Genomic DNA, 21,009 nt, shown 5'->3' on the forward strand with positions numbered 1-21,009 from the left:
CGCTAGAGTCACGCCCGTGGCGGACGACGACGGCGTGTACGTGGGGAGGGCGGCCGCCGACGCGGCCGCCGACCGGGGCTGGCTGCTCGGGCACTTCAAGCCGTCCGGCGACCTGCGGCACAGCGACGAGGTCGAGGTCAAGTGGGGCGTGCACCCGAAGGGCGAGAGCCGCGCGCGCTGGACGAGCGGTGAGAAGCGCACGGCGCTGCTCGTCCTCATCAGCGGACGGTTCCGGATGCAGTTTCCGGGTCGCGACGTCGTCCTCACCGAGCAGGGCGACTACGTCGTGTGGGGACGCGGCGTCGACCACTCCTGGCACGCCGAGGAGGAGTCGGTGGTCATGACCGTCCGCTGGCCGTCGATCCCCGGCTACGCCGTGCCGACCAGGGACGCCTGACCCTGCGTCACCCCTCGTATGGACACCCGTTATGCGGTCGATGGCGGACGTCCGGGACCGCTATCGTTGGCGGTGACCACCTGGAGAGTTCGCATAGTGGACTAGTGCAGGCGCCTTGAAAGCGCCCAGGGCTGGGGACAGTCCTCGTGGGTTCGAATCCCACACTCTCCGCCGGACAGACGAATCGCCACGAAATTGGACGGACTCGTCCGTTACCCTCTTCGGCATGGCGCAGACACCGAACGATCCGGCCGGTACTACCCACCAGTTCCAGAACTTCCAGAACCGGGGTCAGGCCGAGAAGTCCTCGGGCCCGAACATGGCCCTCATCATCGGCGTCCTCGCCGTGGTGGCCGTCGTCGTGATCGCCGTCGCCGCGCTCCTGATGATGTGATCCCTCAGCGGCCCGAGCTGGAGAAGTGCTGGTAGTCCTTGGCGCCGCTCCACTCGCCGCCCCAGCCCCAGCCGATCGACGCGAACGCCTTCACGACCCTGTCGCCCGCGTGGATGACGCCCGGGTCGTCGTTGCGGCGGTTCCGGTACTTCTTGCAGTCCTTGTGCGCGACGTGCCCGTCCGCGTAGACGTAGGGGTTCTCGCAGGTGTTGAGGTCGACGGCCAGCCCGTAGGCGTGCTGGGAGAACGAGGTCGAACCGGTCGCGTTGCGGCAGTTGAACGCCGAGGTGTTGCCCGCCTCGATCGAGTCGAAGTCGCTGCCCTTGTAGACGTCGACGGGCTCCATCCGCCTGATCGGGTAGCGCATCGCGTACAGCTTCCTGAACACCTTCACGAGGTCGCCGGACGCCTTGGCGTTGACGACGAGCCTCCCGTCCGGATGGGGCTTGTGGTCCATGCCCCAATAGGTCATCCGGATCATCCGCAACCCGGACGGCGCGACCGGGCAGCCCTTGCGCCACGAGTACTTCAGGTCGGCGGCCGTCACCCGCTCGACCCGCGCGGTGAACGCGGTCGAGGTCGGGGACGGGGTGGCCGCCGTCCCGGACGGGCTGCTGGACGGGGTCGGCGACCCGCTCTTGCGGGAGTCGTCGGAGCCGCGTCCGCACCCGGTCGCGGCGAACGACACGGTCAGGAAAGCGGCGGCGAACGCGACACTGCGAAGGGGCCCTCTGCCTGGCATGTTCGCAGGATCGCATGCCGGGTGCTCTTCGCGTCGGACCCTGGATTCGCTACCGTTCGAGGGAGGGCGTGTCCGCCGAGACGGGGCCGGGGCGGACGCGTCGTGAACTCGTCCGTTCGCCGGGCATGTCATCCGGCGTCCCACCGGCCCATGGGAGCGGGCATGGCGGATTCGGACGGGAGCGACCTCCCGAGCCTCGAAGACGACATCTTCGCCGTGGCGCACAGCGTGGAGATCGAGCAGGGGGCGCAGGCCCAGCCGCGCCTCAAGCTGCAATCCGAGCGGGCGCAGGATCTCGCGGAGCGCACGCGGGAGTTCGTCGGCCGCGACGTCGGCGCGCTGGCGGCGGGCTTCGGCATCTTCGTGCTCGTGGACGCCCTGATGATGTGGGCGCCGCTGATGATGAGCCGCCGGCAGAGCCTGGCGCCGCAGTTCGTGACGCTGCTCGTGCTCGCGTTCGGGCTCGGCGGGCTGCTGGTCGTGAAGGTCGGCGGGCGGTGGCGGGCGTTCGGGCTCGGGATGATGGTCGCCTGGGTGTTCCTGACGCTGGTCTCGGTCGGCTTCCTGACCGGCCTCAGCGTCCCGCTCTGAGCCGGGACGCAAACCGTCAGGCGCCGCCGGTCATCTTCTTCAGGACGGCGTTGAACGCGCGGCCGATGGCCTCCAGGTCGTCCGGCTCGATCACGTCGATGAAGTGGTTCCGGACGGTCTCGACGTGGTCGCGGGCGGCGCGTTCGAGGGCCGCGAAGCCCTCGTCGGTCAGCACCGCGATCACCCCGCGCTTGTCGCTTGGGCAGCTGTCGCGCCGGACCAGGCCCTTGGACTCCAGCCGCGAGCAGGTGTGGGAGAGGCGGCTGCGCGACTGGCTGGCGTTGGCGGCGAGTTCGGCCATCCGCAGCCGCCGCTCGGGGGCCTCCGACAGCCGGACGAGGATCTCATACTCCGACACCGACAGCCCGTGCCTGGTCTTGAGGTCGCGGTCCATGACCTCGGTAAGCCGGACGCTGCCGTCCACGTAGGCGCGCCAGTCGCGCTGCTGGGTGGCATCGAGCCAGCGTGGTTCGCTCATGGGGCCCACTATACGATACAAGTTGAAGCTTCAACTTGTTTGCGCACCGATCGGGGTGGGCCTCCCCGCATGCCGACGACGCTACCGCACCGCCGTCCGGCATCGGAAATAGTTGAACCATCAACTAGGTTGGGACGGGTGAACGCTCCGCCCGGAGCGATCGAGCCGCCCGCGAGGACGGACGGCACGGAACCGATGGGAGGCACCCCATGCCCGCCGTGATGGCCGACCCGCTGACCCTGCCCCGGCTGCCGCTGCTCCCCGAGGACGGCACCGGCTGGCGCCGCGTCGCCAAAGTCGTGACCGCCAAGCGGCACGTGGAGGGGGAGGGCTTCCAGGTCCGGCGCCCCTTCCCGGGAATCGACCTGTCCCTCGCCGACCCGTTCCTGCTCCTGGACCACATGGGCGCCGTCGAGTACGCCCCGGGCGAGGCGAAAGGCACCCCCTGGCATCCGCACCGGGGCTTCGAGACCGTCACCTACATCATCGACGGCGCGTTCCAGCACCAGGACACCACCGGGGGAGGCGGCCTGATCTCCGACGGCGCCACGCAGTGGATGACCGCCGCGTCCGGGATCCAGCACATCGAGCAGCCGCCGCCGGACCTCGTCGCCAAGGGCGGCCTGTTCCACGGCGTCCAGCTGTGGGTCAACCTGCCCCGCTCGCAGAAGTGGGTCCCGCCGCGCTACCAGGACATCAAGGCGCGGGACGTCCGGCTGCTCGCCGCCGACGACGGCTCGTCGCTCGTCCGGATCATCGCGGGCTCGCTCGCCGGGTTCGACGGCCCGGGCGTGACCTACACGCCGATCAACTACCTGCACGCGACGGTCGCGCCGGGCGCGCGCCTGACGCTCCCGTGGCCGCGCGAGTTCAACGCGCTGGTGTACGTCCTGTCCGGGCGCGGCACGGCCGGGGTCGAGGAGGCCCCGGTGGGCGAGGGCCAGCTCGCGATCTTCGCGGGCTCCCACCACCAGGGGACGGAGGACGGCCTGGTCGTCCGCGCCGCCGCCGAGCAGCCGCAGGCCAGCGCGAACGGCTGGGAGATCCTCGTGCTCGGCGGGCTGCCCATCCGGGAGCCGATCGCCCGCTACGGGCCGTTCGTCATGAACACCCGCGAGGAGATCGTCCAGGCGTTCGAGGACTTCCAGGCCGGACGCATGGGGACGATCCCGGCCGAGGCCATCCCGCACCGCTCCTCCCAGGACGAATCACTCTGACCTGGTTCGATCTCCCCCGATCCGGCGCCGACGAGAAGACGGCACCGGATCGGGGGATCGGGTGACGGGGGCCACGGGCGTGCGCTACTGTGTTCGAATAGTCGAACAGAGATTCGACTTGCTCGATCTCAGCGCGTTCGCCCGGGAGGCGGCATGGTGGCGACGGTGGCCACGGCGCGGCACCGGCGGCGGGAGCCGCACGCGACACGCCGCAGCGGTTTCTACGCAAATCTACGGCCGCAGCTATATCGCCTCATAGAGTCCGAGAGCGTGGACCCCGTGCGCAATCCCTACGCCCCCGGAGCCGGGCAGCGACCCCCGGAGCTGGCCGGCCGCGACCGCGAGCTGAAGCAGTTCGAGGTCGTGCTCGAACGGGTGGCCCGCGGCCGGCCCGAACGCAGCATGATCATCACTGGGCTGCGCGGGGTCGGCAAGACCGTCCTGCTCAACGCGTTCCGGTCGATGGCGATCCAGCGGCTGTGGGGCACGGGCAAGATCGAGGCCCGGCCCGACCAGTCGATCCGGCGGCCGATCGCCTCCGCGCTGCACATGGCCGTCCGCGAGCTCGCGCCCCGGCACCGCGCGCCCGACCGCATCGAGGAGTTCCTCGGCGTGCTGAAGGCGTTCGCGCAGGCCGGGCCCGAGCCGTCCGGCAAGGCGAAGGCGCGGGCGCACCGCTGGCAGCCCGGCATCGACGTCCCCGCCGCGCGCGGCCGCGCCGACTCCGGTGACCTGGAGATCGACCTCACCGAACTGTTCGTGGACGCCGCGTCCGTCGCCACCGACGTCGGCGCCGGGATCGCGCTGTTCGTCGACGAGATGCAGGACATCCCCGCCGACGACGTGTCCGCGCTGTGCGCCGCCTGCCACGAGCTGTCGCAGGTCGGCGGGCCGCTGATCGTGGTGGGCGCGGGGCTGCCGCACCTGCCGGCGGTCCTGTCGGCGAGCAAGTCCTACTCCGAGCGGCTGTTCCGCTACGCCCGCATCGACCGGCTCGACCGCGAGTCCGCCGACGTCGCGCTGCTGGCCCCGGCCGAGCGCGAGCAGGTCACCTTCACCGCCGACGCCCTCGACGCGCTGTACGGCGCCGCCGACGGCTACCCCTACTTCGTCCAGGCCTACGCCAAGGTCGTCTGGGACGTCGCGCCCGACACCCCGATCACCGCCGACGACATCAAGGTCGCCGCGCCGGAGGCCGAGAGCGAGCTGGCGGTCGGCTTCTTCGGCAGCCGCTACGAGCGCGCGACCCCGGCCGAGCGCGACTACATGCGCGCGATGGCCGGGCTCGGCGATGACCCCGTGCCCACCGCCGCCGTGGCCGACGAGCTCGGCCGCAAGCCCTCCAGCCTTTCGCCCGCCCGTGACGGCCTGATCAAGAAGGGGCTCATCTACAGCGCCGAGCGCGGCATGGTCGCGTTCACGGTGCCGCACTTCGGCAAGTTCCTCCGCTCCCAGCCCGCCTAGCCTTTCCCGCCCTCCTACCGCTCTCTACAGCCCTCTAGACGTCCGGCTAGAAGGCCGTAGAAATCCGCATCGGCGCTCGCGCGTCCGGTGAATATTCGCCTCTCTAGCATCGGACCTAGATAGCCGTAGATTCTCCTTGGCATGCCTCTGACGTTCTCTAAGGATTTCTAGGATTTTTGCTAGGGAGGCTTATAGAGAGAAAGAGGTCGACCGGGCGTCGCGCCGGGGCAGGTGGGTATGGCGAGGGTGAAGCGGGGGGAAACATGACCATTGACCAGGACAAGTACCGAAACCAGGACCCGGACGACGAGTACTCGACCGGGGACGCCATGTCGTACTCCGCCGGCAACATGGGCGACGAGGACACGATGGGCGACGGCCGCCTCGCCCCCGGCGACGACGGCGCGCCGCACGGCGACGACGGCATGGGCGCCGACGACGAGGATTGGTGACGAGCGTTCTCTAGTCTTTTCTTGGACGCGTCCAAGAAAAGACTAGAGAACGGCAGACAGCGGCCCGGCGCCCGCCGCCTCGGGCTGCGCCAGCGCCGACAGGACGAGCCGGTCGCGCTCGGCGGTCGAGACGGCGAACACGATCTCGATGTCCTGATCGTCCACCCGGGCGGGGAAGACCACGAACCGCCAGCAGCCCTCGCGCCACACGTCCAACGGGACGGCGCTCGACACCAGGTTCTCGTGCGCGGCCCACGCCCGGCTCTCGTAGAGCGTCGCGTAGGTCTCGGCGATCGGGCTGCGGCGCCGCTCGCACGGCATCACCGCCCGGCCCCGCCCCGGCGCGAGCCCGCCCCGCTCCAGCAGTGTCGACAGCTCGGGGGACAGCGCCGCGAACAGCGCCAGCTCCGCCAGCAGCACCACCCCGACCTGCGCCTGGACGTCCCGCAGCACCTGGAACCCCGCCAGCGGCGCGCCCAGCGAGGCGACCGCCGCGGCGGTGAACAGCACGGCCCGCAGGACGGTGCGCACGCCGACCCGCTTGCCGCTCAGCCCGCCGAAACAGCCGCATCCCGCGTCCGGCCGGTGCGCCCGCAGCTCGCCGACGACCCAGGTCGCGGCGGCGAACGCGATCGTCGTCGCCAGCCGCACCGACACGTGCGAGGTCACCAGCAGCGCGAGCCCGAGCAGGCCCTCGCCGAGCCCGAGGCCCACGTTCAGCCCTCGGCTGCGGCGCAGCGCCGTCAGCCCGGCGGGCACCGGGACCCCGTGCACGTGGTCGGGGGCGTCCAGCGCCCGCTCGCGGACCATCAGCTTCGCCAGGCACGCGGCCAGCAGCACGGTCGCCAGCAGCAGGACCTGCGTGTTCTGGATCGAGGTCACCATTACCGCGCCCTCCCCATCGCCATCGCGGGGACGTGGGGCCGCACGACCGCGTTGAAGCAGCCGGCCTCCAGCTCGCCGCCGAGGCCGACGAACGCGGCCGGGGTCAGCTCGACGATGCGCCCGCGCGGCGACGTCCCGCACTCCACGCACCGGTCGCAGTACCGCGCGGCCACGCAGCCGCACTCCACGACGGGCACCGTGGCGGACCGTCCGCCGCACTCGTTGTGGACGGTGACCTCGCTGCCGAGCGACAGGTAGGGGAGCGCCACGCAGCCGGACGGCGCGTCCGCGCACCCCCCGCCGTCCCCCTCGGGATCGACCGCCGGATACGCGGCGCCGAAGCTCCCCGGCACCGGGCGGCTCCCCGGCACCTGGCCGACGCCGGACCCCCTCTGCCCGGCGTCGGGCCAGGTGCCACCGCGGGTGGTCACGTCGCCGAACCAGGTCGCCGTCCCGTGCAGCACCTCGGGGACGGGGGTGGACGCCTCGGGCGCGGCGAGATCGTCGGCCCGGTAGCCCGGCTGCGACGTACCGGGGCGTACGGCCTGCGGCCCTCCGGCCGACCGCACGCACACCACGTCGATCAGGTAGCCGGGCTGGAGCCGGGGGTGCCGGACCAGCACCCGTCCGAGGGCGTGCGGGGGGATCACCACGTGGGCGCGGCCGCGATGGGGGCCCATATCGACATCGACGGAGTCGTCCCCGCATGCCAGGATCGTGCCGGTGACGCGGGCGATGTCCACCCACACCCGGTCGGCGCCGAGCCCGTCGGCCTTCGGCCGCACGATCACCTCGCGTCCGGGACGCAGCGCGGCGAGGCCCCCGCGGCCGCCGTGCCAGATCCTGGTGGCATCGGTCATCGGGAGCCGCGCCTCGCCGTCGGCGGTGCGCAGCACGAGCAGGTGCGGGCTCGCGTCCAAGATCATCCCAGCGGTGACGTCCAGCGCGGGATCCGATCTCTCGGGCAGGCCGGTACGGAGGGCGGGGGTTCCTCCGAAGACGGCCTCCCGGTGTCGGCGGCGCCTTGCTCCACGAGGGCGGGGTAGCGGCATGGCGGGGACTCCGGCATTGATCTTGACTCGGTCACGGTAGTTAGGACGGCGAGTCAAGCTTCACGCGCGGTGACCTTCCAGTCGACGGATTTGTCGCGATAAGTCGTTCGGCGGGGGACGATGCATAGACGTCGGTTGTAAATTATGCACTGGTTGACCCGAAATTATGGTTTTAGTAGGCCCGCAATTACGGTCCAGCTGAGATCGTCAACTGTACCGGAAGCACGCGCAGTCAAGATCCAGAAAGGTCCCCGGCGGGGCGCCGCTCCACAACCCCTGGCTCGGTGATGACGTGAACAGGACGCGCCACGAGGAGTTCCGCGAGTACATGGCCGACCGAGGCCCCGCGCTCCTGCGCGCCGCGACCCAGCTGACGAGCGACCGCGCCGAGGCCGAGGACCTCGTCCAGGCCGCCCTGGCCAAGACCTACCTCGCCTGGGACCGCATCCACGACCGCGCCGCCGTCGACGGCTACGTCCGCCGCGCCATGGTCAACACCCAGATCTCCTGGTGGCGCCGCCGCAAACTGGAGATCTACCCCACCGACGAACTCCCCGACCGCCCCGTCGACGACCACACCCGCCGCAGCGAACTCCACGACGTCCTGACCCGCGCCCTCCGCCGCCTCCCCGAACGCCAGCGCCTCGCCGTGATGCTCCGCTACTACGAGGACATGTCCGAGACGGAGGTCGCCAAAATCCTCGGCGTCAGCGTGGGCACGGTGAAAAGCACGGTCTCCCGCGCCATGACCCGCCTCCGCGACGACAACACCTTCAGCTGACGTCCCGTCCCGGACAAAAGTGGTCAGGGGCCGTGCGGAAGCCGGATGGTGAAGATCGAGCCCCGGCCCGGAACACTGGCGACCTCGATGCGGCCGCCGTGCGCCTCGACGAGGTGCTTGGCGATCGCGAGCCCGAGCCCGCTGCCACCGGTGGCGCGGTTGCGCGACGGGTCGGCCCGGTAGAACCGGTCGAACACGTGCGGCAGGTGCTCGGGCGCCATGCCCGTGCCGGTGTCGGCGACGGTGAAGACCACGCCGTCCGGACGGCGACGCACCGCGACGTCCACCGCGCCGCCCTCGGGGGTGTGCCGCACCGCGTTCGAGACCAGGTTGCCGAGCGCCTGGCGCAACCGGGCCGGGTCGGCGCGCACCATGACGGGCTCCGGCGGGGCATGGACGCGGACGGCCACCCCCGACCACTCGGCCCGCGCCCGGTGCGCGGCGACCGCCAGGCCCGCGATGTCGGCGGCGTCCCGCTCCTCCGGGTGGACGCGGAGCGTCCCGGCGTCGGCGAGCGCGAGGTCCTGCAAGTCGGACACGAGCCGGTCCAGCAGGTCGGACTCCTCCAGCAGCGACCGGACGAGGGCGGCGTCGAGCGGGAGCACCCCGTCCTGGGCGGCCTCAAGGTGGCTGCGGACGTTCGCCAGCGGGGTGCGCAACTCGTGGGCCACATCGCTGACCAGCGCCTTCCGCTGCCGGACGCTGTCACCGACCGAGGCGGCCATCGTGTTGAAGGCCGCCGCGAGCCGGGCCACCTCGTCGCCGCCGCGCGCGGGGACGCGCACCCCGTGGTCGCCTGCGGCCATCCGCTGGGCGGCGGCGGTCAGCGCCACGATGGGCCGGACGAGCCGTCCTCCGGCCAGTACGGTGACCACGCCCGCCACCAGCAGGATCGCCGAGGTGGTCGCGACGGTCGGGGCCCAGCCGTCCGGGGAGAAGGGCGCGAACCGGTCGCTCGTGCCCAGGTAGAGCCTGGCGGGCGCGGCGACGTACGAGCGCTTCGCCGCGACCCGGGCGGCCCGCTCGCAGTCCGACCACGCTCGGTCCTTCCGGGCGCCCTTCGGTGGCTGGAGCAGGCGCATCCCGAAGGGGTCCGTTGCGGCCTCGTAGGGAAGCTGGTGCGCGTCGAGGCACGCGCGGGTCCGCTCGACGGCCGACCGGTTGAGCCCGTGCGCGGCGGCGCTGGGCGCGTACAGCTCGGGCGAGACGCATGATCGGCGCACGTCCGGCGGTCCGTAGACCGCGAGCGACCTCCCGGCGGTGGCGAAAAGCGGGCTGTACAGCGACAGGTCGGTTCCGTCCCGCGTGCCGGCCGTGGCCGGGCGGCCCGCCCGGCGCAGGCAGCCGACGGCCCGCTCGGCGAGGGACTGCCGTCGTCTCCGCTCCGGGCCGGTGAGCTGCCAGCCGTAGTACGCGAGCGACACGTCGGTCATCCGCGCGACCAGGCTCGGCCGCGACCCGCGAAGCGGGGTGCGCGGGTCGGCCGCGTCGATCCGGGCGGACGGCGCCGGAGGCAGCGGCCCCCGCGCCGAGTCCGCGATCGGCTCGCCGCCGGAGGTGGTGAGCGCGATCCGGCGCCCGGTGCGGCGGGCCAGCTCCCGCACCAGCGGCCCGACACCGTCCCAGCTCCGGTGGTCGTTCGCGTAGGTGAGCAGGACGCCGCGGATCTCGCTGTCGGTCTCCAGCAGGGACGCGCTGCTCGCCCGCTCCTCCCGCAGCTGCCGGCCGGTGCCGTACGTGGCGAGCAGCGCCGTGGCGACGACCGCGAGCGACATCCCGAGCAGCCGCACCCGCAGGCTACGGCGCATCCGGGCCGCCGTCCCGGGCGAGCTTGTAGCCGACGCCGAAGACGGTGATCAGCCGCCGGGGCCGGGTCGGCTCGCGCTCGATCTTCCGGCGGAGGTTCATCACGTGGACGTCGATGGTGCGGCCGGTGACGTCGCGGCCGAACCCGCCCACGCGCTCCAGGAGCATCGGCCGCGTGAACGCCCGTCCCGGTGACGCGGCCAGGCACGCGAGCACGGCGAACTCCCCCGGCGTGGTGTCGACCGGCGCGCCGTCGACGTGGACCTCGTGGCGCTCCGTGTCGACGACCAGGCCGCCGACGCTGTGCGCGGTCGTCTCGGCGGTCATGGCGCGGGCGGCGCGGCGGAGCACCGTCCTGACCCGGGCGACCAGCTCCCGCGGGCTGTAGGGCTTGGTGACGTAGTCGTCGGCGCCCAGCGCCAGCCCCAGCAGCAGATCGTCCTCCGTGGCCCGGGCGGTGAGCATGACGATCGGGAGGTCGCGCTCGGTGCGCAGCACGCGGCACACGTCCAGGCCGTCCACGCCGGGGAGCATCAGGTCGAGGACGAGCAGGTCCGGCCACCGCCCGCGGGCCTCGTCGATGGCCGCCCGGCCGTCGTGCACCACCGTCGTCCGATGCCCCTCGCGTTCCAGGTACCTCCGGACGAGATCGGCCTGCTTGCGATCGTCTTCGGCGATGAGGATCCGCGCGGACATCCCCAGAGTGTCGCGCACCTTCCTGAAGATTCCCCGAGAGAACCGGCCTCTGACAGGAACCTAACCAAATCCTGATAGGTGATCGGCACGCTGCACGGCAACGAGAGGAGCGTCATGACGAACGAGAACCTCGGCCGGCGCGGTTTCCTGCGGCGGGCCGGGCTGACGGCCGGAGCGGCGGCCGCCCTCCCCCTGCTGGACACCGCCGGAAAGGCCGCCGCAGAGATCGACCCCGACCGCCTCTTCAAGGCCGGACGGTTCGCAGCGGCAGATCGCGCATACCAGCGCGTCCTGCACCGGAACCCGGACAACGCGCACGCCTTGGCCCAACGCGGATACATCGCCCTGCTGTCCAACAGATTCCAGAACGCGGAGTGGTACCTCTCTCGCGCCCTACGCCTGGCACCAGCCGACACCGACACGAAAATACGGCTCGCCGACTGCTTCGCGCGCCAGAACCAACTCTCCCGTGCCGCACCGCTCCTGCGCGGAACGAGCCGCGCCGCCTACGGCGAGCAGTACGCCGCAGTGACCGGCACACCGTTCGAGCTGCACGGCGCGGCGTCCACACGGCTGCCGTTCAAAGCGGTGGACCCGCTACCGGTCATCGAGGCGTCAGTGAACGGACAAGCGCGGAACTTCATGCTCGACACCGGAGCGGGCTTCGGCCTCTCGACGGAGCTCGCGGAGGAGGCCGGGCTGCGCGTGGTGTCCACCATGCGCGGCGGGATCCCCGGCACGGAGACCACCCTCTACCTCGGCGTGGCGGACTCCATACGGCTGGGCGACATGGAGATGCGCAACGTGCCCGTCCTGTGGAGCGACCAGAAGCAGCCGACCCCGCCCGGAATGCCGCAGCTGTCCGGCGCCCTGGGCACGGCACTCTTCCACCGCTTCCTGACCACGATGGACTACGCGGACCAGGCGCTCATCCTGCGCCGCAAGACCCGGGCACAGCTTCACGAGTTCGAGCGCTCGGCCAGGCACGCCCAGCGGCTGCCGCTGTGGCTGCCGACCAAGCCCTTCATCCCCTGCGCACTGGGCAGCGTCAACGGCCACGGCCCGGAGGTCGTCTCCCTCGACACCGGCGGCACCGAACTGGGCATCGTGACCACCGAGCGGACGGCCGAACAGGTCGGCATCGAGCCCGACTACGAGCACCCGGAATGGTTCAACGGAACCATCAAATGCTTCCCCATAGAAGCGAGCCGGGTCAGCCTGGGCCGAGCCGTCGGCCACAACATACGCGGCGTCGCAGGCCCCCTCCTGTTCGACGACGCCTACGGCTTCCACACCCTCGCCAACATCACCCACGAGTTCTTCAAGCCCTTCGCCATCACCTTCGACTACACCAACATGAACCTCTACATCACCCACCCCTAGCGCCTGCTCCTCAGATCACCTGCGGGTTCGGTCCGCCCCGACACGATGACGCGCCCTATGCGCGCTCGCGGGCTTCCGTGAGGGCGGCTCGGTATTCGCCAAGCCACTCGGCGTCGAGCTGGTCCGCGGGAAGGCCGTCGAGACCGGCGATGAGCAGCGCAGCCGCTGCGCTGTACTCGCCGATATCGCGATGCATCATGCCGATGTACAGCCGGAAGAACGCGGGACTGTACCAATACACCGGCGGCGGTGGGTCGACGTCGTTCTCGGCGCGCTCGGCGGCCTCGCCCAAGAGGCGTTGTGCTTGTTCGCGCTCGCCGAGCGCGGCGTATCCCTGCGCCGCCTGCAACTCATCGAAAGTCCGCTGCGCGGGATGGCCGCCAGGGGTCGCGAGCGCCGCCATGGCCGCGCGGACGAGGGCGCGTGGGCGGCCCTGCTGCCTTGCGACGTAGCCGCGAAAGCTCGTCGCGAGGGTCGAGATCGTCCCATCTTCAACGTCGTCAGCGAGTTCTTCTCCCCGTCCGAACAGGGCGAGGGCCTGCTCGTCACGGCGAAGCGCGGCGTTCAGCCACCCGACGTAGACCGTCCATTCGGCGACGATCCGGCCGAGCCGGTCGCGTAAGGGGCCGCGCGCGTCCCGCAGCATGAACGCGAGGGCGTCCAGTTGCCTGGCGACCGGGCCGAGCAGCGCGGCCGGGCCCATCGCGTCCTCCAGGCGGCGCTGCCCGGCGAGGACGGCGGCGAGCGCCTCCAGCGTGGCGACATCCAGCCGCGCGGGACGCAGGGAGACCTGCTTGAGGCGGTCCTCGTTATCGGGCGTTACCGCGCTGGTCAGCCCATCCGGGCGCCAGAGGTGGGCGGGTGTGGGTTCGCCGCCGAAGATTTCGGCCTCGGGTTTGCCCGTAGCGCGGGCGTAGAGGGGGCGGTAGATCGGGCCGGGGACGTGATCGCCGCGTTCCCATTGCTGGATCATCTTCGCCAGGCTCGTGATGCCCGGCAATTCGTCTGCTGCGGCACCGGCGGCGCTGCGCAGGACGAGGGCCCATTTCTCGCGGGAGCGGTGGGGGCGGCCATGCTGGTCGCGGGGTTCCTCGCGCAGTTCGCGCAGGCGCGCGCCGATCGCTTTCTTGTCGGAGGTGGACACAGCGATGCACCTCTCGCCTGGGGCCACCAATGGCGTGGGCCCTTCCCTGCTAAGTCTCCCCTCGCTACCCGACAACAGTGTGTGATTGCACGAACTCAGGACGTTATGGATACTCGCCCCTTGCCGCTGTGCGGCGCGTACCGTGGGAGGCGGCAGCGGAACGCGGCGAGAGGTTCCCATGGCTACGGGCGACGAGGAGCACATCGGCGAACGTCTCGCGCGGCTGAGGCGGTTGGCCGACCTGACGCAGGAGGGCCTCGCCGAGCGGTCCGGGGTGTCGGTGGACGTGGTTCGCAAGCTGGAGCAGCGCCGTAAGCACAGTGCGCGACTCCCGACATTGCATGCGCTCGCCCGCGGCTTGGGGGTGGAGGTCACCGCCCTGATAGGCGATCCACCGGGCGTGCCGTCCAATGGGGAGACTGAATCTCCCCAACTTGTCGCGTTGCGGCGCGCGATCATGCCTCCGCTGTTTGAGCCGCCGCCCACGCACGACGCGGCCGACGGCCTGTCAATTCCGATGCTGCGAGCGGAGATTTCCGACGGCTGGACGCTGTACCACTCGGCGCAATTCGGCCGCTTGATCGAGGTGCTTCCCGCGATCATCGATGATGCCCGTCTGGCGGCGGCGATCGGGCCCCCCGAGCATCGTGCGGCAGGCGAGGTGAGTATGGGCAAGGCCCTCCAACTGGCGGGGCACCTGGCCATCCGCCTCGGTAAGACGGACCTCGCGCTGTCCAGCCTTGAGCGCGCGGTCACGGCGGCTCAGAACAGCGGTGATCCCCTGCTCGCGCCGATGGTCTACGGCTCGGTCGCCTGGGCGTACCAGCGCCAGAACCGGCTGGACGACGCGGCCCATCTCGCCGAGCACGGCGCCGATGTGGTGGTCCGTGAGACCGGGATCACGACCGCCGCGAGCCTGCGCGTCTGGGGCGGGCTGGTCATGTCGGCCGCCACCAGCGCCGCGCGGTCGGGCAACTATGACCGGGCGACGGAAATGATGACGATCGCCGAGCGGGAGTCGAAGAAGCTGACCAAGCTTCCGCCGGTGTCCGACGGTCGCGCCGTGTCGGTGTTCAGCCGTTCCTCCGTCCGCATCGAACGGGTGCGGCTGGCGGTGCAGCATGGGCGCCCCGACGAAGCGCTCACGCTCGCCGACGGCATCCGGCTCAGCCGGGAGACCCCTCCCTCATGGCGAACCTGGCTCCTGCTCGACCTGGCGCGCGCCCACACCGACCTCGGGGACGCCCTCGGCGCCGTGCACAGATTGGAAACACTCCGCAGGACTGCACCCGCCTGGATGCGCCACCATACACTCGCGGTTTCGATCATTCACGATTTGAGCGAGATATCGCCGTGTCCGCCCGGATTGCTCCGCCTTGCTGAATTTGTAGGAGTTCGACTCTAGGCGCAATTTAGCGTCGCAAAAGTAGGATGGAACGTCCCTGCCGCTTTCAATTCAGAGCGGTTTGACTACTTCCGAACGCAGGCGGCCCCGGGCGTATCTCGGTCGGGGCCCTGGCCGGAAGGTGGGTCCGATCGTGACGAATGGTACGGCTCGGGCAAGCCAGCTCGCCTATGCGCCGCTCGCTGCTCTGGGGGCCGCGCTTCAGGGGCGGGGGGTTCGGAGTGAGTTGGGGTTCGTCCTGGATGTGGCCACGCCTGCGGTGGCGCGGGTGGTCTTCTGTCGGCCCCGGGTCATCGACGGGGACCGGTTGTGGTTCTTCGACGGTGGTGGGGAGCCGATCGCTCCGGCCGAGCAGGTCACGGAGGCGGCGATGATCATCGCGGACGGGGACACCCCTTGACGTGGGCGCGGCGGCCGTTGGAAAGGCGCGGCAGCGGCCGTCGCGTCCGCCCTGATGTCGTGCAGCCGGACGCCAGGCGCTCGGATCGCTGCAAGCGAGGCTGCACGGCGGGCATGGCCCCCCGCCCCCGGGGCCGTGCCCGGCCGCCCGTCCGGGACGACGACCGGCATCGCGCGTCCCGGACGGGCGGCCCTTCGGTGGTCACCCTGTGGGGTGGAGATTGATCCCGCTGTCATCGTTCATGTCGATTTTGGCGATCTTGTGGTGGTTCAGGGGTGGACGGGTGTATGCAGGGTGGGCCGAGTGTCCGGACGACCCCTCTGGGGCGGACTTCCACGCCGTTGTCGGGAGCGTGAATGCCCAGGGTGTCCCCCTCCGAGGCCGTGGCCGACCGCAGGTTGGTCAAAGGGCTGAACGAAGGTGACGAGGCGGCCCTCGCCGCGCTCTATGACGAGTACGGGGAGCGCCTCTACGACTACGCGGTGTCGATGACGGCGGACGAGACGGCCGCCGCGGGCATCGTCCATGACACGTTCATCGACGCCTGCCGCCGCGCGCCGCGCATGCGCGACCATCTGCATCTGAGTTCCTGGTTGTACGGGGCGTCCCGGCGCCGGTGCCTCCGGGAGGGACGCGCGCAGGAACCGTACTGGGACCCGGACGCCGAGTTCCCCGACGCGCCGTTCATGGACCGCGCGGGCACCGGCGAGCCGGACGACGAGTGGCCGCCGTCCGAGGAACTGCACGAGCTGCTGCGCGCGGGCATGGCGCGGTTGGAGCCGGTCGACCAGGAGGTCGTCGTGCTGGCGTTCCGGCACGGCCTGCGTCCGACCAGGCTCGGAGCCGCGCTCGGCCTGTCCACCCGGCGGGCGGCGCTGCGGATCCGGCGGGGCCGGGACGCGTTGGAGGCCGCCGTCGCCGACGAGCTGCACAACGCCGTCGTCGCCTGTGCGGGAGGCGTCGCCGTCCTCGCATCGCGTGATGCCGCGCCGCACCGGGGGAGGACGCGCGGCCCGCGGTCGGGCAGGCTCTGGCGGACCGCCCACCGGCGCGGCGAGGTCCCCGAACCGTCCGGCGACCCGGTGCTCGACGAGCACGTCGCGCGGTGTCCGGACTGCCGCCGGCGCGGGCAGGTACGGGCCGCCGCGCTTCTCGGCAGGGCGCCCGCGCCGGTCCTCCCGGCGGCGCTCCGGCACCGCGTCATGCACACCGCCACCGACCCCGAGCTGGCCGGATACCGCGCGGACATCGCCGCGCGCGGCGGCACGCTCACGCCCGAGGGGCTGCCGAGCCAGCCGGACGTGCCCTCGCCGTTCACCCGCAAATGGCTGATCACCGGCGGCGGGATGGCGGGCGCGCTGGTCGCGGCGCTCGTGGCCGTGTTCGTCATGGGGCCGGGGCTCGGCGGCGATCCGCTGTCGTGGCCGCCGCTGCGGACGCGTCCGCAGCCGTCCATCACCCATCAGGCCCCGTCGAGCGGCCCGAGGCCGGGCGACCGGGACCCGCACGACCCGAAGCGGCAGGGGCAGCCGGCGCCCGTGGTGCCGGGCCCGGGCGCGGGGTCGCCGACCGTCCGGCAGGGGAAGGAGGGGCAGGAGACGACGGCGCCCACTTCCCCCTCGCCGACGCCGCCGCCCGGGACCGAACCCCCGCAGGGGCCGGGCGACCTCCTCGTCGCCCCCGCGAAGGTCGAGCTGTACGGGACCAGGACCGCGACCGTGCGGCTCGCGGCCAAGAGCGGCCCGGTCACGTGGAAGGCGGACTCGTCCAGCAACCGCCTCACGCTGTCGCAGACCGAGGGCGGCATGCCCGAGGATGGGACGAGCGTGCTGACGCTCACCCTCGATTCCCCGCTGATCGGGCTGCCCGGCCGCGGAACCGTCACGTTCAAGGACGCCGAGGGCACCGAGCAGACCGTGACCGTCGTGTGGGGCGCCAGCGTCCTGTGATCGGACGGGGTCGGCTGGTGATCGTCCCGCGCCCTGGTGTTACATCGACTGATGACACATGACGGCCGTCCCCAGGACATCGAGGAGATCCTCCTTGGCGGCCCCCTGCGCCACACGCGCAAGGAGGTCGAGCGCCTCAGCGGCGTGTCCGACGACTACGCGCGCCGCATCTGGCAGGCCCTCGGGTTCCCCACGCCGCCGGACGACGAGGTGGCCTTCACCGACGGCGACGCCGACGCGCTCCGCGAGATCAAGGAGCTGCTCCAGGACGACCTGATCGACGAGGAGATGGTGCTCCAGCTCGTCCGCGCGGTCGGGCAGACGATGGGACGGCTCGCGAGCTGGCTCGGGGACGTCTGGCTGCAACGCCTCGGCGAGGCCCCCACCGCCGACGTCGTCACCGCCGCCCTCGCCGCGACGGGCGAGCTGCGTCCGGCGTTCGAGCGCCTGCTGCTGCACGGCTGGCGGCGCCAGCTCGCCGCCGCCGGGATGCGCGCCGCCGCGACGACCGCGTCCGCGAGCGCCGATCCCGCCGCGGGCATCGCCTGGCTTTCGGTGGGTTTCGCCGACGTCGTCTCGTTCACCCAGTTGAGCCGCCGCCTGGACGGGGACGCGCTCGCCGCATTCGTGGAACGGTTCGAGTCCACGGCGGCGGAGGCCGTCGCCGAGCACGGCGGACGCGTCGTCAAGACCCTCGGCGACGAGGTGCTGTTCGTCGCGTCCGACCCGGGCGCCGCCGCAGAGATCGGGTTGCGGATCGCCGAGTACTTCAACGCCGACCCCGAGGTGCCCAAGGTCCGCGTCGGGATGGCGTACGGGGAGGTCATCCAGCGGCTCGGCGACGTCTTCGGGACACCGGTCAACCTCGCCGCGCGCCTCACCGCCACCGCCCACGCCGGGACGGTGCTGATCGACGGCGCGCTGGCGGCGGCGCTCCCGATCGGCGGGTACGACGTGACGGACCTGCGCCCGCGCCCGCTCCAGGGTCTCGGCAAGGTCCGCCCCCGCCTGCTGCGGCGCGCGGTCACGGACGGGCGAGGCGGCGCGCGATCGCCGGGATGACGATCGCCGCCGCCAGCACGTGGGAGAGGCACAGCATGATCTTGGTCGAGACCGCGGTGTCACCGGCCGCGAGCGGGCTGAACAGCGACACCGCGGTCAGTGCGACCGCGACGGTCACGAAGATCCGGGCCGGACGGGACGCGTAGCGCGCGAGCACCAGCGCCAGGACGGTGCCCAGCGTCGTGCAGATGACCGTGCCCATGGCGAACATCCCGACGGTGACCGGGTCGGCGGTCGCGGCGCCGATGCCCCCGGCCTCCATCGGGACGCCGGCGGCACGCGCCACCAGGCCGTACACCTCCGTGGCGGCGCTCGCGGCGGCGCCCGCGACGGCTCCGACCAGCCACAGCGGGCGGGAGGTCAGGTCTCGGACGGAGGCGGCGGTCGCTGCGTGCATGATGTGCTCCTTGTTCAGAGGGCTGCTACACACAGAGGTCGAACCGGCCGCCGCGTTCTCGACATCGGGCCGGAAGTTTTCTCAGCCGATTCCGGGATCGGTGGCGCTCGCCCTGCCGTTCTCGACGTGACCGGCCAGCCGCCGCAGGAAGGAATCGTCGCTGGAACAGGTCACGGACACGTCGTACCAGGAGTTGGTCCGGCGCAGGGACACGCGATGGACGGCCCGTCCGCCCGGCCGGATCGAGTAACTCTCCGAGCCTTCGCCATAGCTGTCGGTGACCGTAAGGCGGCGGGGCGTCCGGCCGTTGTTCACCAGGACGAGCCTGAGCGAGCCGCCGCTGTGATGCGCCGACACCTCCGGCCCGGCGCCCTTGCCCGAGTACTGGCGGAAGAATCCATTCGGGCCGAACACCGAGAACTCGTAAGCGTCCTTGGTGTCCCAGGTCTCCGACAGCGTCCGCCCGTTGTGGACGGTGTAGCTCCACGGGCCGTCCGCCCGGTTCGCCGAGGTCACCAGGTAGCAGATTCCCTCTCCGCTTCCCGAGGAGAAGCGGAGGGTGAACTCCTTGTCGGTCGCCTTACCGTCCACGGACGGTGTGTACGGCAACGGCCGCGCGGGACGCTGCCCGGACTCCTGCTTGGGCAGCGCGGGGTCCGCCGGGGGCTTGGGCACGTAGTCGGGGTGCCGGTCGTGGTCCTTGGGCGCGTAACGGCTGGTGTCGGGAAGCGTCGTGGGCCGCTCGTCCGGACGCGCGAAATTGAATGCCGAAGTGAGGTCCCCGCAAATGGCGCGCCGCCACGGCGAGATATTCGGCTCCCGGACGCCGAAACGCCGCTCCATGAACCGGATGATGGACGTGTGGTCGAACACCTGCGAGCACGCCCAGCCGCCCTTGCTCCACGGCGACACCACGAACATCGGGACGCGCTGCCCGAGCCCGTACGGGCCCCGCGCGTAGGTGGACGACCCCGGGTAGATCTCCGTCGTGATATCGGCCGTCGAAAGACCCTGCTTCCGCGAGTCGGGAGGATAGGGCGGCGGCACGTGGTCGAAGAAGCCGTCGTTCTCGTCGTAGGTGATGAGCAGGGCTGTCTTGCTCCACACCTCCGGATTGGCGGTGAGCGCGTCCAGCACCTTCGCGATGTACCAGGCGCCGTAATTGACGGGCCAGTTCGGATGCTCGCTGAATGCCTCCGGCGCCGCGATCCATGAGATCTGCGGAAGCTTCCCGTTCCGGACATCCGACCGGAGAATGCGGAACAGGTCGTCACCGGCCTTGGCGTTCGTGCCCGTCCGCGCCTTGTCGAACAGCGGATCGCCCGGGGCGGCGTTGCGGTACTTGTTGAAGTAGAGCAGCGAGTTGTCGCCGTAGTTGCCGATGTAGGGGTCGTTCGTCCAACCCCAGGAGCCCTTCGCGTCCAGGCCGTCACCGGCGTCCTGGTAGATCTTCCACGACACTCCGGCCTTCTCCAGCCGCTCGGGATAGGTCGTCCAGTCGTAGCCGCGCTCGTCGTTCGCGAGGACCGGCCCGCCGCCCTTGCCGTCGTTGCCGGTGTATCCCGTCCACATGTAGTAGCGGTTCGGGTCGGTGTTCCCGATGAACGAGCAGTGGTAGGCGTCGCACACCGTGAACGCGTCCGCCAGCGCGTAGTGGAAAGGGATGTCCTTGCGCGTCAGGTACGCCATCGTCGTCGTTCCCTTGGCGGGAATCCACTGGTCGTACTTTCCCTGGTTCCAGGCTTTGTGCCCGCCGGTCCAATCGTGGTTGAGGCCCTGGATGAACTGGAGCCCGAGGTCGTCCACGTCGGGACGGAACGGCAGCACCTCCTTGTCGCCGCTCGGCTGGTGCCAGACCGTCCTGCCGCTCGGCAGCTTCACGGGCCGCGGGTCGCCGAACCCCCGCACCCCGCGCAGCGCGCCGAGATAGTGGTCGAAGGACCGGTTCTCCTGCATCAGGACGACGATGTGCTCGACATCGCGGATGGTCCCGGTGCGCCGATGCGCGGGGATCGCCTCCGCCCGCGCGATGCTCTCGGGCAGCGCCGAGAGCGCCGCCGTTCCGCCTGCCAGTTGCAGGAAACGCCGCCGATCGAGTTCCGTCATGGCCGGGGTGCCTTTCTGGTGTGACTGAGGGCCCCCAGAGCAGCAGCCGCCGGGGAACACGCCGCGACGCGAACACGAACGGCACCGGAAGGCAACGGCTCGATGAGGGGAGGCGACGCGGCGGTGAACGGCACCAGTCCAGACACCGGCACCGGCCGCCACGAAGAGTGAAGGCGGCCTGCACACAAGGCCGCCTTCACCGGCATGG

Annotated in this window: 21 protein-coding genes and 1 tRNA gene; 13 read left to right on the plus strand and 9 right to left on the minus strand. The window is 71.2% G+C overall.

The features are described from left to right. The first annotated feature begins 16 nt into the window (after window positions 1-16). The 3 genes from K2F47_RS36960 to K2F47_RS36970 all read left to right on the plus strand — a co-directional run bounded on the left by K2F47_RS36960 (window position 17) and on the right by K2F47_RS36970 (window position 791). Window positions 17-397, plus strand: coding sequence for a cupin domain-containing protein (locus K2F47_RS36960; protein ID WP_242910886.1), 381 nt, complete (start codon window positions 17-19; stop codon window positions 395-397). A gap of 82 nt (window positions 398-479) precedes the next feature. Continuing rightward, window positions 480-568: transfer RNA gene (locus tag K2F47_RS36965), tRNA-Ser, on the plus strand. Window positions 569-623: 55 nt separating this feature from the next. Continuing rightward, window positions 624-791 (plus strand): hypothetical protein, encoded by a 168-nt coding sequence (locus tag K2F47_RS36970; RefSeq protein WP_242910888.1) that lies wholly within the window; start codon window positions 624-626, stop codon window positions 789-791. Between the two features lie 4 nt (window positions 792-795). Here K2F47_RS36970 and K2F47_RS36975 read toward each other — a convergent pair whose 3' ends face one another. After that, window positions 796-1,533: a M15 family metallopeptidase gene (locus tag K2F47_RS36975; RefSeq protein ID WP_242910890.1), complete on the minus strand. Its 738-nt coding sequence runs from the start codon at window positions 1,531-1,533 to the stop codon at window positions 796-798. A 162-nt stretch (window positions 1,534-1,695) separates the two neighbouring features. Between K2F47_RS36975 and K2F47_RS36980 the strand changes: the two genes are divergently transcribed. Beyond that, window positions 1,696-2,124 carry a hypothetical protein gene (locus tag K2F47_RS36980; protein ID WP_242910892.1) on the plus strand — a complete coding sequence of 143 codons (429 nt, stop codon included), beginning with the start codon at window positions 1,696-1,698 and terminating at the stop codon, window positions 2,122-2,124. 16 nt (window positions 2,125-2,140) lie between these two features. Here the strand turns inward: K2F47_RS36980 and K2F47_RS36985 are convergent, their stop codons facing one another. Beyond that, on the minus strand, window positions 2,141-2,602 hold the full coding sequence (locus tag K2F47_RS36985; RefSeq protein ID WP_242910893.1) for a MarR family winged helix-turn-helix transcriptional regulator: 462 nt from the start codon (window positions 2,600-2,602) through the stop codon (window positions 2,141-2,143). Between the two features lie 209 nt (window positions 2,603-2,811). On the opposite strand from K2F47_RS36985, the gene K2F47_RS36990 reads away from it, so the two are divergent. From K2F47_RS36990 to K2F47_RS37000, 3 genes are all read left to right on the plus strand, one after another. Further along, a complete protein-coding gene (locus K2F47_RS36990) occupies window positions 2,812-3,819 on the plus strand; it encodes a pirin family protein (protein ID WP_242910894.1) in 1,008 nt (335 codons plus the stop codon). Window positions 3,820-4,098: 279 nt separating this feature from the next. Then, window positions 4,099-5,283, plus strand: a complete 1,185-nt coding sequence (locus K2F47_RS36995) for an ATP-binding protein (protein WP_443611980.1) — start codon at window positions 4,099-4,101, stop codon at window positions 5,281-5,283. A gap of 263 nt (window positions 5,284-5,546) precedes the next feature. Beyond that, the gene (locus K2F47_RS37000) at window positions 5,547-5,735 is read left to right on the plus strand and encodes a hypothetical protein (protein ID WP_242910896.1); all 189 of its coding nucleotides are present in this window, start codon (window positions 5,547-5,549) and stop codon (window positions 5,733-5,735) included. 42 nt (window positions 5,736-5,777) lie between these two features. Here the strand turns inward: K2F47_RS37000 and K2F47_RS37005 are convergent, their stop codons facing one another. Together K2F47_RS37005 and K2F47_RS37010 are read right to left on the minus strand one after the other, a co-directional pair. Continuing rightward, the gene (locus K2F47_RS37005) at window positions 5,778-6,620 is read right to left on the minus strand and encodes a MauE/DoxX family redox-associated membrane protein (RefSeq protein WP_242910897.1); all 843 of its coding nucleotides are present in this window, start codon (window positions 6,618-6,620) and stop codon (window positions 5,778-5,780) included. After that, window positions 6,620-7,546: a hypothetical protein gene (locus K2F47_RS37010; RefSeq protein ID WP_242910898.1), complete on the minus strand. Its 927-nt coding sequence runs from the start codon at window positions 7,544-7,546 to the stop codon at window positions 6,620-6,622. The genes K2F47_RS37005 and K2F47_RS37010 overlap by 1 nt, the downstream gene beginning before the upstream one ends. A gap of 418 nt (window positions 7,547-7,964) precedes the next feature. Between K2F47_RS37010 and K2F47_RS37015 the strand changes: the two genes are divergently transcribed. Next, window positions 7,965-8,453 carry a SigE family RNA polymerase sigma factor gene (locus tag K2F47_RS37015; protein WP_308198531.1) on the plus strand — a complete coding sequence of 163 codons (489 nt, stop codon included), beginning with the start codon at window positions 7,965-7,967 and terminating at the stop codon, window positions 8,451-8,453. A gap of 23 nt (window positions 8,454-8,476) precedes the next feature. Here K2F47_RS37015 and K2F47_RS37020 read toward each other — a convergent pair whose 3' ends face one another. Continuing rightward, a complete protein-coding gene (locus K2F47_RS37020) occupies window positions 8,477-10,261 on the minus strand; it encodes a HAMP domain-containing sensor histidine kinase (RefSeq protein WP_242910899.1) in 1,785 nt (594 codons plus the stop codon). Then, on the minus strand, window positions 10,251-10,955 hold the full coding sequence (locus tag K2F47_RS37025) for a response regulator (RefSeq protein ID WP_242910900.1): 705 nt from the start codon (window positions 10,953-10,955) through the stop codon (window positions 10,251-10,253). The genes K2F47_RS37020 and K2F47_RS37025 overlap by 11 nt, the downstream gene beginning before the upstream one ends. Window positions 10,956-11,069: 114 nt before the next feature. On the opposite strand from K2F47_RS37025, the gene K2F47_RS37030 reads away from it, so the two are divergent. Then, window positions 11,070-12,338 (plus strand): aspartyl protease family protein, encoded by a 1,269-nt coding sequence (locus K2F47_RS37030; protein ID WP_242910901.1) that lies wholly within the window; start codon window positions 11,070-11,072, stop codon window positions 12,336-12,338. Between the two features lie 55 nt (window positions 12,339-12,393). Here K2F47_RS37030 and K2F47_RS37035 read toward each other — a convergent pair whose 3' ends face one another. After that, window positions 12,394-13,482, minus strand: a complete 1,089-nt coding sequence (locus K2F47_RS37035) for an NsdA family TPR-like regulatory protein (RefSeq protein ID WP_242910902.1) — start codon at window positions 13,480-13,482, stop codon at window positions 12,394-12,396. 178 nt (window positions 13,483-13,660) lie between these two features. Between K2F47_RS37035 and K2F47_RS37040 the strand changes: the two genes are divergently transcribed. From K2F47_RS37040 to K2F47_RS37055, 4 genes are all read left to right on the plus strand, one after another. Then, window positions 13,661-14,887 (plus strand): helix-turn-helix transcriptional regulator, encoded by a 1,227-nt coding sequence (locus K2F47_RS37040; RefSeq protein ID WP_242910903.1) that lies wholly within the window; start codon window positions 13,661-13,663, stop codon window positions 14,885-14,887. 133 nt (window positions 14,888-15,020) lie between these two features. Continuing rightward, window positions 15,021-15,287, plus strand: a complete 267-nt coding sequence (locus K2F47_RS37045; protein ID WP_242910904.1) for a hypothetical protein — start codon at window positions 15,021-15,023, stop codon at window positions 15,285-15,287. A 356-nt stretch (window positions 15,288-15,643) separates the two neighbouring features. Next, window positions 15,644-17,236: a sigma factor gene (locus tag K2F47_RS37050; protein ID WP_242910906.1), complete on the plus strand. Its 1,593-nt coding sequence runs from the start codon at window positions 15,644-15,646 to the stop codon at window positions 17,234-17,236. 51 nt (window positions 17,237-17,287) lie between these two features. Continuing rightward, window positions 17,288-18,298, plus strand: coding sequence for an adenylate/guanylate cyclase domain-containing protein (locus K2F47_RS37055; protein WP_242910907.1), 1,011 nt, complete (start codon window positions 17,288-17,290; stop codon window positions 18,296-18,298). On the opposite strand, the gene K2F47_RS37060 is transcribed toward K2F47_RS37055, so the two are convergent. Beyond that, entirely contained in the window at window positions 18,261-18,695 is a 435-nt protein-coding gene (locus tag K2F47_RS37060) for a DUF6069 family protein (RefSeq protein ID WP_242910908.1), read from the minus strand. The two genes, K2F47_RS37055 and K2F47_RS37060, sit on opposite strands and share 38 nt — an antisense overlap. 81 nt (window positions 18,696-18,776) lie before the next feature. After that, entirely contained in the window at window positions 18,777-20,801 is a 2,025-nt protein-coding gene (locus tag K2F47_RS37065) for a phosphocholine-specific phospholipase C (RefSeq protein WP_242910909.1), read from the minus strand. Window positions 20,802-21,009: the final 208 nt, after the last annotated feature.

The sequence above is a fragment of the Actinomadura terrae genome (assembly GCF_022751215.1).
Lineage (GTDB): Bacteria > Actinomycetota > Actinomycetes > Streptosporangiales > Streptosporangiaceae > Spirillospora > Spirillospora terrae.